Below are 15,545 nucleotides of genomic sequence, written 5' to 3' on the forward strand. Positions count from 1 at the left end.
ATCGCGTCATGAGGACCGCCGCGCATCGGGACGGCACATGGCATGGCGAGGCGATCATCGCCGATACGCTGAAGCGCGGCCCTGAGGTGAAGCTGGAATCCTCCGACGGTCGCTGGCGCTTCAGCCGCTGGCGCCAGTTCGTCGGCAGCTATGCCCTGCCTGCCCTGCCCGATCCGCTGTTCGTCGTGCAACTGGCCGGCAAGACCAATGTGCGCACCTGGGATCGTGACGGGTGGAGCGAGACGACATCCTACCCCGGCGCGGCAACGATCGTGCCCGCAACTATGGGCACAAAATGGCTGGTGGATGGCGAACTGGACGTCGTGACACTCAGTGTCGACGCGGACGATCTGCGTTCGGCGTCGGTGCTGGACCAGTTCTCGCGCATGCGCTTTGCCTTTAACGATCAGCTTGGTGCCGCACTCGCCCGTCAGATTTTGGCCGAACTCTACACGCCCTCCGATGGCGCGCGCGACCTGTATGTCTCAGCCCTGATCGACGCGCTCAAGGCCCATATGCTGCGCGGCCCGGTGAAGGCGGCAGCGCAGGAATTTCCGACATCCGCCTTTTCGGCCTATCGTATCCACCATATCATGAATGGGATCCGGGAGCGGCCGGAGGCAGAGCATGGGCTGGAAGAAATGGCGGCGCAGATCGGTATCACGCCCTCGCACCTTTGCCGCGTGTTCAAGAAGGCGACCGGCGTCAGCCCGCACCAATATGTGCTGAAGACCCGGCTGGAACGGGCGCAGGAGATGCTGAGCCAGTCGGATGCCTCGATGAATTATATCGCCGAATTTCTGGGCTTTGCCAGCCAGAGCAGCTTCAACCGCGCTTTCCGCAACATGACCGGCGAAACCCCGTCCAGCTACCGCAGGCGCCGGCTGGACGGATAAGCGAAAAGATTTGCGCACCGGCGAGGAAATCGGGACATTGCCGCGTCGATAAGTCAGGAGGTTGGCGATGCGCGTGATGGTGCTGGTGAAGGCGACCGAGGATAGCGAGAAGGGCTACCATCCCACACCCGAAACCGAGGCAATGATGGAGGCGATGGGCCGCTTCAACGATGCGCTGCGCGACGCCGGCATCCTGATCATGGCCGATGGGTTGATGCCCTCTTCCGCGGGTAAGCGGGTCGCCTTCGACGGGCCGGACCGCAGGGTCATCGATGGCCCGTTCCCGGAGCCGGGCCAACTGGTTGCCGGATTCTGGCTCTGGGAAGTCAAGGACATGGAGGAGGCTGTCGCCTGGGTGAAGCGCTGCCCCAACCCCATGCCCGGACCGAGCGAGATCGAAATCCGCCCTTTCCATGACCTGAGTTGAGGCGGCGCGCCTCAGCCGATCATCATAAGGCTGGCATTGCCGCCCGCCGCCGTCGTGTTCACTGACGTCGATTGCTCTTCCAGCAGCCAGTCGAGGCAATAGCCATGGCCATGATTGTCGGCATGCACCGACACGATCGGGCCGGGCAGATCCGCGACGCACTGGGCGGTCGCGGCGATTTTGGCGGCGTCGCCCTCGACCAGCGCGGCGGCATAATGACCGGTCGCGTCGGTGCAGAAACAGGCGGCGACATCGGCCGGCAGGCCGGGCGGAACCGTCATGCCCTGCACCACGCCATGGTTGCCGGTCGCAAGCACGGCCGCCATCTGGCGGAACAGGCCCTGACGGGTGGCCGGGCGCAGCAGGATGCGACCGCGCGGATGGAGGGCGTAGAGATTGCGTTCCCCCACCGGGCCGGGCAGCGCCAGTTCAGTGCCGAGCGCCGAGGCATCGCCGGTGCGACGGGCCTGCGCAGCGGCCTCTCCTTCACCCTGCTGGTCGAGCCAGTCGGCGAAGGCATGGAGCGGCGAGCGAAGATGGCTGACGCGCGCGGCGAAGACCGGCGGCGTAGCGACCAGCCGGCCGAGATAGAGCGGCCCGCCCGCCTTGGGACCGGTGCCCGAAAGGCCGCAGCCGCCAAAGGGTTGAACCCCCACGATGGCGCCGATAACGTTACGGTTCACATAGATGTTGCCGACTTTGACCCGGCTAGTGACGCGAGCGACGGTTTCGTCGAGCCGGGTATGCAGGCCGAAGGTCAGGCCATAGCCGGTGTCGTTGATCTGATCGACCAGCGCATCCAGCCGGTCCCGCTTGAAGCGCAATACGTGCAGCACCGGGCCGAAGACTTCGCGACTGAGGTCGGCGATGGACTCGATCTCGATGATCGTCGGCGGAACGAAGGTGCCGTGCGCAGCTTCGACCGGCAGTAGGCTCTGCTCCACCTTGCGACCCAGGGCCGCCATGGCGTCGATATGCGTGTTGATGCCATCGCGCGCCTCGGCGGTGATGACTGGGCCGATGTCGACCTTGAGTGCATCGGTGCGGCCGATCCGCAATTCCGCCAGCGCGCCCTTGAGCATCGTCAGCGTGCGGTCGGCGACATCTTCCTGAAGGCACAGGATGCGCAGCGCCGAGCAGCGCTGGCCCGCGCTGTCGAAGGCGGAGGCGACGACGTCCGCCACCACCTGTTCGGCAAGCGCGCTGCTGTCCACGATCATCGCATTCTGGCCGCCGGTTTCGGCGATCAGCGGAATGGGCCGGCCGGCCGGCGACAGGCGCGTCGCGAGTTGCCGCTGGATCAGGCGGGCGACTTCGGTCGATCCGGTGAACATGACGGCAGCGGTTTCAGGTGCGGCGACCAGCGCGGCGCCGATCCGGCCGTCACCGGGCAGCAGTTGAAGGGCGTCGGTGGGGACACCTGCTTCATGAAGCAGGCGAACCGCTTCGGCGGCGATCAGCGGGGTTTCCTCGGCCGGCTTGGCCAGCACCGGGTTGCCCGCGACCAGCGCGGCGGCAACCTGTCCGGTGAAGATGGCGAGCGGGAAATTCCACGGGCTGATGCAGGTGACGGGGCCGAGCGCGACCTGTGCGGGGCCGAAGGTGCTGCGCGCCTGCGCCGCATAATAGCGCAGGAAGTCGATCGCCTCCCGCACTTCGGCGATGGCGTTGGGCAGCGACTTGCCGGCTTCGCGGATGATGAGGCCCAGCAGGATCGGCATGCGTGCCTGCATCGCATCGGCGGCACGATCCAGCGCGATGGCGCGGTCGGCGACCGGGCTGTTCGGCCAGCGCGACGCAGCGGCGCGGATGGCGGCGGCGCGGGCTTCCTCCGGTGCGGCTTCGGTGACGCGGCCCACTACGTCGCGATGATCGGCCGGGTTGAAGACGGTGCGTGATGGCCCTGCCCCGCCTTCGGGTTCCGCAGTCCAGTTGATCGTCGCACTATGCCGCAGCGCCTCACTCAGCGCGGCCAGCGTAGTTTCACTGCTGAGGTCCAGACCATCCGAATTGCGGCGTTCGGGATAGAGATTGGCCGGCAGCGCAATCTGGTCGTGACGGTGGCCGGGATGGGCCATGGCGTTCACCACATCGACCGGATCGGCGATCATCTCCTCGATCGAGACATTGGGGTCGGCGATGCGGTTGACGAAGCTGCTGTTGGCGCCATTTTCCAGCAAGCGACGAACCAGATAGGCCAGCAGCGTTTCATGCGTACCGACCGGCGCATAGATGCGGCAGGGCCGGTTCAGCTTGCCTGCGCCGACGACCTGCTCATAGAGTGGTTCGCCCATGCCGTGCAGGCACTGGAACTCATATTTGCCGATGCTGAAGTCCGGCCCGGCAAGCTGATAGATGGTCGCCAGCGTCTGGGCATTATGCGTCGCGAATTGCGGGAAGACGGCGTCGGGCGCTGCGAGCAGCTTTTGCGCGCAGGCAACATAGGCGACGTCGGTATGGACCTTCCTGGTATAGACCGGGAAGTCGGTGAGGCCATCGACCTGCGCCCGCTTGATTTCCGCGTCCCAATAGGCACCCTTGACGAGACGAACCATGATCCGGCGGTCGGCGCGGCGGGCCAGATCGATGATCCAGTCGATGACGAAAGGACAGCGCTTGCCATAGCCCTGCACCACGAAGCCCAGGCCGTTCCAGCCGGCAAGGTCGGGATCGGTCGCCAGGCTTTCGAGCAGGTCGAGCGACAATTCGAGCCGGTCGGCCTCCTCCGCGTCGATATTGAGGCCGATGTCATAGCCCTTGGACAGCAGCGCCAGCTTCTTCACCGCCGGCAGCAGTTCGCCCATGACGCGATCAGCCTGCGCGCGGACATAGCGGGGATGGAGCGCCGACAGCTTGATCGAGATGCCGGGGCCGGCATAGATGCCGCGTCCGGCCGATGCCTTGCCGATGGCATGGATCGCCTGTTCATAATCGGCGAAGTAGCGTTTGGCGTCGGCGGCCGTGGTCGCCGCTTCGCCGAGCATGTCGTAGCTGTAGGCGAAGCCCTTCGCTTCCAACTCCTTCGCGCGTTTCAGGGCTTCCTTGATGGTTTCGCCAGTGACGAACTGTTCGCCCATCATGCGCATGGCAAGGTCCACGCCGCGACGAATGACAGGTTCGCCGGCGCGGGCGACGAGGCGGGTGAGCGCCGCGCCAAGGCCGCGATCGTCCACGCTGCCGACCAGCTTGCCGGTCACGACCAGCCCCCAGGTCGCGGCGTTGACGAACAGCGACTTGTCGCCGCCCAGATGCGAACCCCAGTCGCCATCGGCGATCTTGTCGCGGATCAGCGCGTCACGCGTGGCGGTATCGGGGATGCGCAACAGCGCTTCGGCGAGGCACATCAGCGCCACGCCTTCCTGGCTGGAGAGCGCATATTCCTGCACCAGTCCTTCGACGCCGGTGCCTTTGTGATTGGCGCGCAGTGCGGTGACGAGGGTATGGGCGGTGTCGGCGACCGCCGCCTTTGTCTCGGCCGGAAGGGTCGCGGCGGCGATCAGCGGGGCGAGCGCTTGCGCCTCATCGCGGCGGTAGGCGGCGGTGATCGCTTCGCGCAACGGGGTGGGCTGGCGGAGGACGGGGGCGAAGGCGGCGAAGGGGAACTGGTCGGTCATTGGACAAGAATAATCCAGATCAGATTTTCGTTCCGTCTTATGAATGGCTCCAACATGGTCGGAGTGACTTATTAAATGGCCTATGTTAGGCAGATTGGATGGAGAACAAGCCCATCACAGTCGAAATGGATGAGTTTGACCGGCGGATCATAGCCGCTTTGGTCGAAGATGGGCGGATGACCGTCACCGATCTGGCTGCTTTTGTTGGCCTTTCCAAGACGCCCTGCCAGGTGCGGCTGAAGCGGTTGCAGGAAGCCGGTGTCATTCGCGGCTTTCGGGCGATCGTGGACCCCGCCAAGCTGGGGATGGATCATATCGCCTTTACCGAAGTGAAGCTGTCCGACACGCGGGAGGCGGCGCTGCGCGAGTTCAATGCGGCGGTGCGGCGCATTCCGGAAGTGGAGGAATGTCACATGCTGGCGAGCAATTTCGACTATCTCCTGAAGGTGCGGACATCCGATATTCGGCGATATCGGGTCGTGCTGGGCGAAAAGATCAGCGCCCTGCCCCATGTCGCCAGCACATCGACCTTCGTGGCGATGGAAACAGTGCTGGAGGCGGGGCACAAGCGGATCAGTCGAAAAGGCTGAGCGGGATCGCTTCCCCCATCGCCTTGTAACCGTTGGGCGAGGGATGGAGCGCGTCGCCATCGTCATAGGCGGGCAGCAGCCGGTCGGAATGGGCGGGATCGCGGGTGACGCGGTCGAAATCGATCAGGCCGTCGAAATTGCCTGCTTTCCTGATCCACGCATTCACCGCCTGCCGATCGGCCTCATTCTGCGCGTCGGCATGATAATAATCATTGCCGACAAAGGGCATGACGGTCGCGCCGATCACCTTGATTCCCTTTGCGCGAGCGCGCGCAATGATCTGGCGATAGGCGCCGATGATGCGGGCGACATGGGCCTGATGCTCAGCCACGCCGACCGGGGCGTCGCGGGTCAGGGTGCCCAGGTCGTTGATGCCTTCCAGCAGGATCATGTACTTCACGCCGGGCTGGGCCAGTACGTCACGGTCTAGCCGCGCCAGAGCGTTCGGGCCAAGGCCGTCGTTCAGCAAGCGGTTGCCACCGATGCCCTGATTGACGATGGCGATGTGGCGGCGCTTCGGATCCGCCTGAAGCCGCTGCGCCAGTATATCCGTCCAGCGGTCATTGCCGTTAGTGGTGGAGCCTTTGCCGTCGGTGATGGAATCGCCCAGCGCAACGATGAGTTTGGCGGGCGCGCAGCGCTCCACTTCCAGCGCGGCGAGGTTGAACCAATGGTCGAAACTGGCGGCGCCGGACATCCCTTCGGCAGTCAGATGATTGCCGGGCAGATGCCAGGATGTGGCGCGCGATCCGGGATGGGCGGTCTGTTCCGGTTCGCCCTCATAACGGATCGAGACGGCGATATTGTCCAGCGCCTTCGCCGACAGCGATACCGGGTCGGAGAGATAGTCGGCGCCGGCGGGGATGACGACTTCGGGGGCGCCGTCGAAGCGGAGCGAGATGAGCGTGCCGGGATCGACGGTCGGTGATGCGCTGCCCAGTGCGCGGGCGATGCTGGCGCCGGCGATGCGGAGCGATTGCGTGCCGGCGAGGTTTGAGAAGCGGACGCGCAACCGGTCGCCGGACACGGAGGGACGGACGATCTGACGCAACGTCTGGTCGCGCAGCGTGCCGGCGGCCAGTTCGGCGTCGCCGGTGGGACGGAATTGTGCGGAGGCCCAGCCAGCGACCCAGATTGGGGTGCAGGTCTTTGCCTCGATCGGCGTTGCGATCAGGGCGAGCGGAAGACCGAAGAGGAGAGAGAGACGCATCATCGCCTTGCCTTTTGACCCTATGACGCGCCACCGACGCGACAGTCGAAGTTCACACCGTTGTCGCCCTTTTCGGGGCCGAAGCGTTCGCGACGCGCTCGTCAGGCGCTCGCGAAGCGTCACATCCTACACGGGGCCGGTGCGCCTTCGGAACACCGCCCGGATAGATCAGATAAAATCCAACATTGGAAGGATGAGACGCACATTGCCCTGCAAGAAAAAGGGCCGGCGTTGCGGCCGGCCCTGTCGAGTTTTCCTTGGGGAGGATCAGAAGTTCGCCCGGATGCCGGCCAGAACCGAGGTGCCCGGATAATAGACCGAATAGGCGGCGTTGGAATATTCGAAGGTGGTGCGGATCGGCTCGTTGGTGATGTTAAGCACATCGAGCGTCAGGCGCATCGCCTTGTTGAAGAAGGGCAGTTCATAGCCGGCCGACAGGTCGAGCTGACCACGGGCGTCCGCCTTCAGATCCGCGCCGGTGATACCGTTCTGCGGTCCGTTGAGCGCGATGGACTTGCCGTTCCAGACATAGTTCAGGCTGACCGACAGGCCGTGATTTTCGTAGAAGCCCTGAAGGTTATACGAATATTTAGACACGCCTTCTGCCACCAGCCCCGAAGACGACGACTGCTTCAGATAGGTACCGTTGGCCGAAAAGCCGAGGCCCTTCACGAAGAAGTCGAGCGGCTGCACCCAGGTCGCTTCCAGACCCTTGATCTTGAGATCGGAAAGGTTGACCGGACGGTTCACGGTGATCGGCAGGTCGTTGATCGCCACGCCGGTTGCCGCAGAACGATCGGTCAACGCATTCTGCTGCGTCGACAGCAAGCTGGCATAGGGGATGTTCAGCGAACCGAAGGTCGCCTGCGTCGGCACCGTCGTGGTGAAGCCCTGAACATTCTTCATGAAAGCCGAAACGCCGACATAACCGATGCCGCCGGTGTAGAATTCGCCACCGAGGTCATAATTGTCCGAGGTGTAAGGCTTCAGGTCCGGGTTGCCGGCGGTCGCGATCAGGGCCGAAGGATCGGAGAAAGTGATTCCCGGCAGAATCTGGCCCGCGTCAGGACGCGTCATGGTACGCGAGGCAGATGCACGCAGCTTAATGTTATCGGCGACATCATAGGTAAGGTTGATCGACGGCAGGAAATTTTCGTATTTCGAGCGCGAAGTAATGTCGACAATCGTGGTGCCGACCTGGCTGGGGCCAGTCACTTCCTGGTCGGTATGGGCATAGCGCATACCCGCATTGATATGCAGGTCACGACCGGCGATTTCGGTGACACCGTTCACTTCGAAATAGGCGCCCATCACCTTTTCGTCCATGTCGCCCGTCGCGCCGCCAGTCACTGCCCCGCGCGTTTCAGGTGCGCTATCACGATAGCTGGCATAGTTGGTCGCCTGCTTGATGGCGTCGAAGTCCGGTACCACGAAGCCTGCTACCGAAGAGCTTTTCAGATATTGGGCGATCTGGCTGGTCGTGATCGAGCCGGTGGCGCCGGTGCAACCCGTGCCGCAGACCGACAACTGATAGGCGGAGCTGTTGTCATAGGCGCGGATCGAGCGGGTCGCCTGATCATAGGCTGCGCCGACCTTCACATTGAACTGATCGTCGCCATATGTAACGTCGAAATGCGCGCCTTTGGTTTCGGTATGGCGGCGCACCAGCTGGATATTCTGGCGATACCATTGCCAGCTGCCATTGTTGGGATCGTTCAGGTCCAGATTGCTGGTGATCGACGGATAATCGCCACCCGTATTGTCATAATAAGTGTCGACACCGGAGTTCGGCGTGGTCTGGAACGCCCACGTAGGCTGTTCACGGAAGAAGCGGCTCTTCGACCAGTTCGCGCTGAGGTTGACCTTCAGATTGTCTGTCGGCTCCCAGCTAACGCTGGGGTTGATGTTCCAGAATTTCGTCGTCTGCTTGAACAGACTGGCTTCAAGGAAATAGGACGAGTTGGCGAAGGTGCCGCTGGTCACGACATTATTGTCGTCCACGGTCAGGTCGATCGGGATCATGCCGCCGGTCGACTGGGCGCTGGTGCCCGGACCGGAGTTGCGGACCTGCCAGTTCATGTTGACCTTGGTATAGTCGCGGGTCGACTTGGCCCACAGGCCGTCGATCGCAAAATGCAGCGTGTCGCTGGGGCGCCATTCGAGCGAAGCCAACGCCGAGATGCGCGAGCGCGTCCCCTCGGTCAGACTTTCGCGACCAAGGCGCGGCAGCAGCGCCGTGCTGAGCTGCGAACGGGTCAGGCCCGACGTCGCCACGACATCGACCGGATCGCCAGCGACCAGCCCATGGCCGGCATTGGCTGGGACGACCGAGGCCCAGGAGAAGTTGTTGCCGCCAGCATCGTTGACGCCGTTGACAGCACCAAGATTGCCGTCGGTCCAGCCGACCGATTCAAAGCCCTTGATCCGAGTCTTGGTCTTCACGCCGGCGACGCCGACCAGAATGCCGAACGTGTCGGTGGTGTGGCTGGCGACGATCGCGCCGCGCGGGCTGACCTTGTCATTGGGGCTGGTATACTGGCCCTGCGCCACGACGGTGACATGCGTGCCTTCCTTGTCGAAGGGACGGGCATTGCGCAGGTTGACGGTGCCGGCGATGCCGCCTTCCAGCGTCGAGGGCGACGGGGACTTGGCAAGGTCGAGGCGGGTGAAGAGTTCCGATGGGAAGAAGTCGAGATCGACTTCGCGGTTGGCGCTGCCGCCGTTGGTGCCGCCGTCAGAAGCAACCTGAATCTGCGAGCCGTTCAGCAGCACGCGGGTGAAGCTGGGGCCGAGGCCGCGAATGGCGACTTGGGTGCCTTCGCCATTATTGTCGCGGCGCAGACGCACACCCGGCATGCGGTTCAGCGTTTCGGCGAGATTGGTAGCGGGCAGCTTGCCGATATCTTCGGCGAAGATCGAGTCACCGAAGGCAACCGCGTCCTTCTTGGCGTTGGTAGCGCTCTGCAACGAGCCGCGGATGCCGGTCACGACGATGTCGGCGACGTCGCCATCCTGGGGCGCGACGGCGTCGGCCTGGGGCGCGGCGTCCTGCGCCGACGCGGCCTGGGCAAGGCTCAGCGAACCGATGGCGGACGCGGCGAACAACGCGATACGAAAAATCTGGGTGCGTGAAGACATGAACAATCCCCTCTCCTGAGCGCCGCCCCCGACTCTCCGGTGGGCGTAAACTGGTAGCGCTATCACTAAAGCTTCAATAACCCCGTCATCTGCTTTGTCAAGACATCCGAGGGCAACAATGGTAACGATATAGGTGACAAGGTTGTCAGTGGCGGAAAGCTGCCAGTGCGCCAAGGGCACCCTTTTCTTCCAATAGGGTCAGCCAGTGGGTCAGAGCGGCACTGAAGCGGTCATCGGCGGTGAGCGCGGCGGGAATCACCGCGTCGAAAGCGAGGATTGCGGCAACGCGCGCCTTTGGAGTCCCGGCATCAGCGAGGGCGACGGCGATCGGTGCGGCGAGCGGATCGTCCACCTGATGCGTCTGGTCGAGATCATCCCGGCCCGCCTGCCATCTGATCCATGCGGCGACGGCGAGCGACAGCGCGTCGATCCCCTGCCCCGCCGTCAGTCGCGCGGCGATGGGCGCGAGCAGGCGTTGGGGCAGCTTCTGCGACCCGTCCATCGCGATCTGACGCGTGCGATGGCGCAGCGTCGGATTGTCGAATCGGGCCATCAATGCGCGGCGATAGGCGGCAACGTCCAGTTCGGGCGGCGGCGACAGCGTCGTTCCCGCCTCGTCCCACAGCGCTTCCACGAAGGTGCGCGCTTCGGACAGGGCCAGCACTTCATGGACATGGTCGATGGCGGCGAGGCCACCCAGATAGGCGATCCCGCTATGCGCGCCGTTGAGCAGCCGCAGCTTGGCTTCCTCCCAGGGCGCGACGGCCTGCGTCAATTGCACGCCGGCGCCGAAATCCGGGCGGGGGCCGCAGAAACGGTCCTCGATCACCCATTGCAGGAAGGGTTCGGTCTTGACCATCGCCTGATCTTCAACCCCGATGCGGGCGGCAAGCGCAGCAATATCATCCGGCGTGGTAGCGGGGACGATACGATCGACCATGGTTTCGGGGAAGGCGCCATGGGTGGCGATCCAGTCAGCAAGGTCGGCGTCATGGCAGCGCGCCAGTTCCAGCACGGCATTGCGCAAGCGCGCGCCATTATGCGGCAGATTGTCGCAACTGATCGCGGTGAAGGGCGGCAGGCCGGCGGCGCGGCGCCGGCCGAGCGCAGCGACCAGATAGCCCGGCGCGGTCTGCGGACTGTCCAGCGCGGCGAGGTCGGCGGCGAGTTGCGGATCGTCCGCGATCAGGTCGCCGGACGACGGATCGAGCTTATAGCCCTTCTCCGTGATGGTCAGCGTCACGATATGGGTGTCGGGGGAAGCCAGCACGGCGAGCAACGCCTGCGGGTCTTCCGGGGCGACGATCACCTGCTGCACAGCGCCGATGATGCGCGCCTGTTCGGCCGCACCATCGCGCACCAGCATGGTGTAGAGGCCGTCCTGCGGCTGCATCTGGTCGCGCACGCCGGGCGATCGCAGAGACGCGGCGATGATGCCCCAGCGCAGGTCGCCGGCGTTGAGGGCGTCGTCGAACACCACTGCCTGATGGGCGCGGTGGAAGGCACCGATGCCGATATGGACGGCGCCGCAGGTGACGGCGGCACGGTCGTAGGTCGGCAGCGTGACGTCGGCGGGCAACTGCGCCAGCGTGTCGGAGGACAGGCGGCTCACAGCTTGTACGCCGCCTTGGCAAGGTCATAAGCCAGCGCGCGGGCCAGTTCGAGCGCCTCATCCTCCTCCAGCCGATGTTCGGCGACCAGTTGGGCGAGCCAGGCGCAGTCCATGCGGCGGGCGACATCATGCCGCGCCGGGATCGACAGGAAGGCGCGGGTGTCGTCGTTGAAGCCGACGGTGTTGTAAAAGCCGGCGGTTTCGGTGGTACGCTCGCGAAAGCGACGCATGCCTTCCGGGCTATCATGGAACCACCAGGGCGGCCCCAGCTTCAGTGCAGGATAGTGACCGGCGAGCGGGGCGAGTTCGCGGGCATAGACATCCTCGTCCAGGGTGAAGAGGATCAGCGTCAGACGCGGGTCATTGCCATAGGCGTCGAGCAAAGGTTTCAGTGCCTGCACGAATTCGCCCGATGTCGGGATATCGCCGCCCTTATCCTTGCCGAAGCGGGCCAGCACAGCGGCATTATGGCTGCGGTGAACGCCGGGGTGCAACTGCATCACCATGCCGTCCTCGATCGACATGCGCGCCATTTCGGTCAGCATATGGCCGCGGAACAGTTCCGCCTCCTTGGCCGTCGCGGGGCCGGTCGTGACTTTGGTGTAGAGCGCTTCGATCTCATCGCGCGCAAGGTTAGCGGTGAAAGCCGACGGATGGCCATGATCGGTGGAAGTGGCACCGGCTTCGCGGAAATCGGCGCGGCGCTTTTCATGGGCACGGAGGTAACCGGCGAAGCTGGCGGGGTCTTCACCCGCCATCGCGCAGAAGCGCTGGACATTGGCGATGAAGCGCGGGTCGTCCGGGTCGAGCACCGGATCGGGGCGATAGGCGGTCACCACCTTGCCGGCCCAGCCCGACGCACGGAGGGCGCGGTGATGGTCGAGCGGGTCAAGCGGCCCTTCGGTCGTGGCGATCACTTCGATATTATAGCGTTCGAACAAAGCGCGGGGGCGGAAGGATTCGGTCTTCAGCGCGGCGTCGATGACGTCATAATAATGATCGGCGGTGTCGGCGTTCAACTGCACGTCGATGCCGAAGGCTTCGGCGAAGACCCAGTCCATCCACATGCGCGTGGGCGTGCCGCGGAACAGATAATAGCGTTCGGCAAAGCGGCGCCAGATCGCGCGTGGATCGCTTTCGGTCGCGCTGCCATCCACGGTCGGGATGCCCAGATCCTCCAGTTTGACGCCCTGGCTCATCAACATGCGGAAGGCATAATGATCGGGCACGATCAGCAAGTCGGCGGGATTGGCGAACGGCTCGTCATAGGCGAACCAGCGCGGATCGGTATGGCCGTGCGGCGATACGATCGGCAGATCCTTCACGCTCGCATAGAGACGCCGTGCGATGTCGCGGGTCGCGGGATCGGACGGGAAGAGGCGATCGGGGTGCAGGCTGAGCGTCTTGGTCATGCGGCACTTTCGGGAACGGAGGCGACCACCGGCTGATAGCGGGGCAGCAGGAGATGGATGACCGCCAGCGCGATCAGATAGGCGATGGAGGCGACCGCGAAGATCGGGCCGAAGCTGCCGATGGTTTCGAGGATCACGCCGGCGAACTTGGCCATCAGCATGCCACCGACCGCGCCGGACAGGCCGCCCAGGCCGACGACCGATCCGGCCATCCAGCGCGGGAAGACGTCCCCTGGCAGCGCATAGAGATTGGCGGAAAAGCCCTGATGCCCGGCGCAGGCGAGCCCGATCAGGCCCACCGCTATCCACATGGACGGCGCATGCGCGGCAAAGGCGATCGGCACCGCACAGAGCGCGGCGAGGAACATGGCGGACTTGCGCGACCGGTTGAGGCTCCAGCCCCGACCCATGAAGCGGGACGAGGCCCAGCCGCCGGCGATCGAGCCGACATCCGCCAGCAGATAGACGGCGATCAGCGGCGGACCAAAGTCCAGCATCTTCACGCCATATTGCTTGTTGAAGAAGTCCGGCAGCCAGAAGAGGAAGGTCCACCACACCGGGTCGATCAGGAAGCGGCCCGACATATAGGCCCAGGTCTGGCGATGGCGAAACAGGGTCGCCCATTTGACCGGGCGCTTTTCCTCGACAGGATCGGTTTCGATCCACGCCAGTTCTTCCGCGCTGAGGCTCTTCTTGTCGCGCGGGCGGCGGTAGAAGCTCAGCCATGCCGCCAGCCAAACCACCGTCAGCAAGCCGGTCAGGATGAAGGCCCAGCGCCAGCCCAGCGTGACGGCGATGATCGGCACCACCAGCGGCGTCAGGATCGCGCCGACATTGGACCCGGCATTGAAGATGCCGATGGCGAGCGCGCGTTCCTTCTTGGGGAACCATTCATTGGTCGCGGCGATGGCGGCGGGAAATGTCCCCGCCTCCCCGATGGCCAGCGGAATGCGCGCGAGCAGCATCCCGGCGGTCGAGGTGAAGAAAATGTGCGCGACATGGCCGATCGTCCACAGCGTCACGGCGAGCGCATAGCCCGCGCGCGCGCCGATCCGGTCGATCAGTCGGCCGAAAATGACATAGGCGATGCCGTAACCCGCCTGGAACCAGATGGCGAGGCTGGCATAGCCGCTCTCGCTCCAGCCATAGCGGGCCTGAAGGTCGGGCTTGAGCGTCGGCAGGACCAGCCGGTCGATATAGCTGAGCACGACAGCCGCGAACAGCAGGCCGCAGACGATCCAGCGGACTTTGCCGGATGGTTTGGGGATGGCGGTACTCATCGGCTCACTTTCTCGCCTGACACCTGCCACATCCGTTCACCCTGAGCTTGTCGAAGGGCGCGCGCGCGTGCTTCGACAAGCTCAGCACGAACGGAAATGGGTGCCGTGGAAGTTCGGGACTGGGAAGATGAGCCGAGCATGTCGATCACCAGTTGAACATGGTGCCGTCTTCCAGCCGGTTTACCGGCAGGAAGGCGCGATTATATTCATATTTGGCGGCCAGTTCCTCGTCGATGTCGACGCCCAGGCCGGGCGCTTCGCCCGGATGCATCGCCCCGTCCGCGAAGGTGTAGGCGTGCGGGAAGACCGCGTCGGTTTCCGGCGTGTGGCGCATATATTCCTGCACGCCGAAGTTCGGGATCGACAGGTCGAAATGCAGCGCAGCGGCCATGCAGACCGGCGACAGGTCGGTCGCGCCATGGCAGCCGGTGCGGACCTGATAGAGGTCGGCAAGGTTCGCGATCTTGCGCAGGTGGCTGATGCCGCCGGCATGGACCACGGTGGCGCGGATATAGTCGATCAGCTGGTTTTCGATCAGTTCGCGGCAGTCGTGGATCGAATTGAAAATCTCGCCCACCGCCAGCGGCGTCGTGGTGTGCTGGCGGATCAGCTTGAACGCTTCCTGATTTTCCGCCGGGGTCGCATCTTCCAGCCAGAAGGGACGATATTGCTCCAGATCCTTGCCCAGACGGCCCGCTTCGATCGGGGTCAGGCGGTGATGGATATCGTGCAGCAGGTGAACGTCCCAGCCCAGTGCCTCGCGCGCCGCCTTGAACAGTTCGGGCACGACGCGCAGATATTTGCTGGTGTTCCACACATTTTCGGTCGGCAGGTCGGCATCGGCCGGTTCGTAGAAATATTTGTCCTTCGACACGCCATAGGTGCTGGCCATGCCGGGCACGCCGCACTGGATACGGATCGCCTTGTAACCCTGCGCCTGATATTCCAGCGCGACCTTGACCGTATCCTCGATCGTCGTGCCGTTGGCATGGCCATAGACCATGACGCTTTCACGGCTGGCGCCGCCCAGCAGCTGATAGACGGGCAGACCGGCCAGCTTGCCCTTGATATCCCAGAGCGCGGTATCGACGGCAGCGATCGCCGACATGGTGACGGGACCGCGACGCCAATAGGCGCCCTTGTAGAGATACTGCCAGATATCCTCGATCCGGTGCGCGTCGCGGCCGATAAGGCAGGGGACGACATGGTCCTGCAAATAGCTGGCGACCGACAGTTCACGGCCGTTGAGCGTGGCGTCGCCCAGACCGTAAACACCGTCTTCGGTGATGATCTTCAACGTGACGAAGTTGCGGCCGGGGCAGGTGACGATGACCTTGGCGTCAATGATTTTAGGCATGTGGACGGT

At 64.1% G+C, this 15,545-nt stretch carries 10 protein-coding genes; 3 read left to right on the top strand and 7 right to left on the bottom strand.

Going from position 1 to position 15,545, the window contains the following annotated elements:
• The first annotated feature begins 8 nt into the window (after positions 1-8).
• Positions 9-896 (top strand): AraC family transcriptional regulator, encoded by an 888-nt coding sequence (locus RQH62_RS07860; RefSeq protein WP_311268217.1) that lies wholly within the window; start codon positions 9-11, stop codon positions 894-896.
• A gap of 67 nt (positions 897-963) precedes the next feature.
• Positions 964-1,323 carry a YciI family protein gene (locus tag RQH62_RS07865; RefSeq protein WP_311268218.1) on the top strand — a complete coding sequence of 120 codons (360 nt, stop codon included), beginning with the start codon at positions 964-966 and terminating at the stop codon, positions 1,321-1,323.
• Between the two features lie 11 nt (positions 1,324-1,334).
• Here RQH62_RS07865 and putA read toward each other — a convergent pair whose 3' ends face one another.
• A complete protein-coding gene (putA, locus tag RQH62_RS07870; protein ID WP_405053527.1) occupies positions 1,335-4,937 on the bottom strand; it encodes a trifunctional transcriptional regulator/proline dehydrogenase/L-glutamate gamma-semialdehyde dehydrogenase in 3,603 nt (1,200 codons plus the stop codon).
• Positions 4,938-5,035: 98 nt separating this feature from the next.
• Here putA and RQH62_RS07875 point away from each other — a divergent pair, with 98 nt between their 5' ends.
• On the top strand, positions 5,036-5,527 hold the full coding sequence (locus tag RQH62_RS07875; protein WP_311268219.1) for an Lrp/AsnC family transcriptional regulator: 492 nt from the start codon (positions 5,036-5,038) through the stop codon (positions 5,525-5,527).
• On the opposite strand, the gene RQH62_RS07880 is transcribed toward RQH62_RS07875, so the two are convergent.
• The 6 genes from RQH62_RS07880 to manD all read right to left on the bottom strand — a co-directional run bounded on the left by RQH62_RS07880 (position 5,511) and on the right by manD (position 15,536).
• The gene (locus tag RQH62_RS07880; RefSeq protein WP_311268371.1) at positions 5,511-6,737 is read right to left on the bottom strand and encodes an SGNH/GDSL hydrolase family protein; all 1,227 of its coding nucleotides are present in this window, start codon (positions 6,735-6,737) and stop codon (positions 5,511-5,513) included. The two genes, RQH62_RS07875 and RQH62_RS07880, sit on opposite strands and share 17 nt — an antisense overlap.
• Before the next feature lie 267 nt (positions 6,738-7,004).
• Positions 7,005-9,875, bottom strand: a complete 2,871-nt coding sequence (locus RQH62_RS07885) for a TonB-dependent receptor (RefSeq protein WP_311268220.1) — start codon at positions 9,873-9,875, stop codon at positions 7,005-7,007.
• A gap of 145 nt (positions 9,876-10,020) precedes the next feature.
• Positions 10,021-11,487 carry a mannitol dehydrogenase family protein gene (locus RQH62_RS07890; protein ID WP_311268221.1) on the bottom strand — a complete coding sequence of 489 codons (1,467 nt, stop codon included), beginning with the start codon at positions 11,485-11,487 and terminating at the stop codon, positions 10,021-10,023.
• Positions 11,484-12,899, bottom strand: a complete 1,416-nt coding sequence (gene uxaC / locus RQH62_RS07895; RefSeq protein ID WP_311268222.1) for a glucuronate isomerase — start codon at positions 12,897-12,899, stop codon at positions 11,484-11,486. The genes RQH62_RS07890 and uxaC overlap by 4 nt, the downstream gene beginning before the upstream one ends.
• Positions 12,896-14,179, bottom strand: a complete 1,284-nt coding sequence (locus RQH62_RS07900; protein WP_311268223.1) for an MFS transporter — start codon at positions 14,177-14,179, stop codon at positions 12,896-12,898. Before RQH62_RS07900 ends, uxaC begins: the two co-directional genes overlap by 4 nt.
• A 145-nt stretch (positions 14,180-14,324) precedes the next feature.
• Positions 14,325-15,536, bottom strand: coding sequence for a D-mannonate dehydratase ManD (gene manD / locus RQH62_RS07905; RefSeq protein ID WP_311268224.1), 1,212 nt, complete (start codon positions 15,534-15,536; stop codon positions 14,325-14,327).
• Positions 15,537-15,545: the final 9 nt, after the last annotated feature.

The sequence above is a fragment of the Sphingobium sp. WCS2017Hpa-17 genome, assembly GCF_031843765.1.
Taxonomy (GTDB): Bacteria; Pseudomonadota; Alphaproteobacteria; order Sphingomonadales; family Sphingomonadaceae; genus Sphingobium.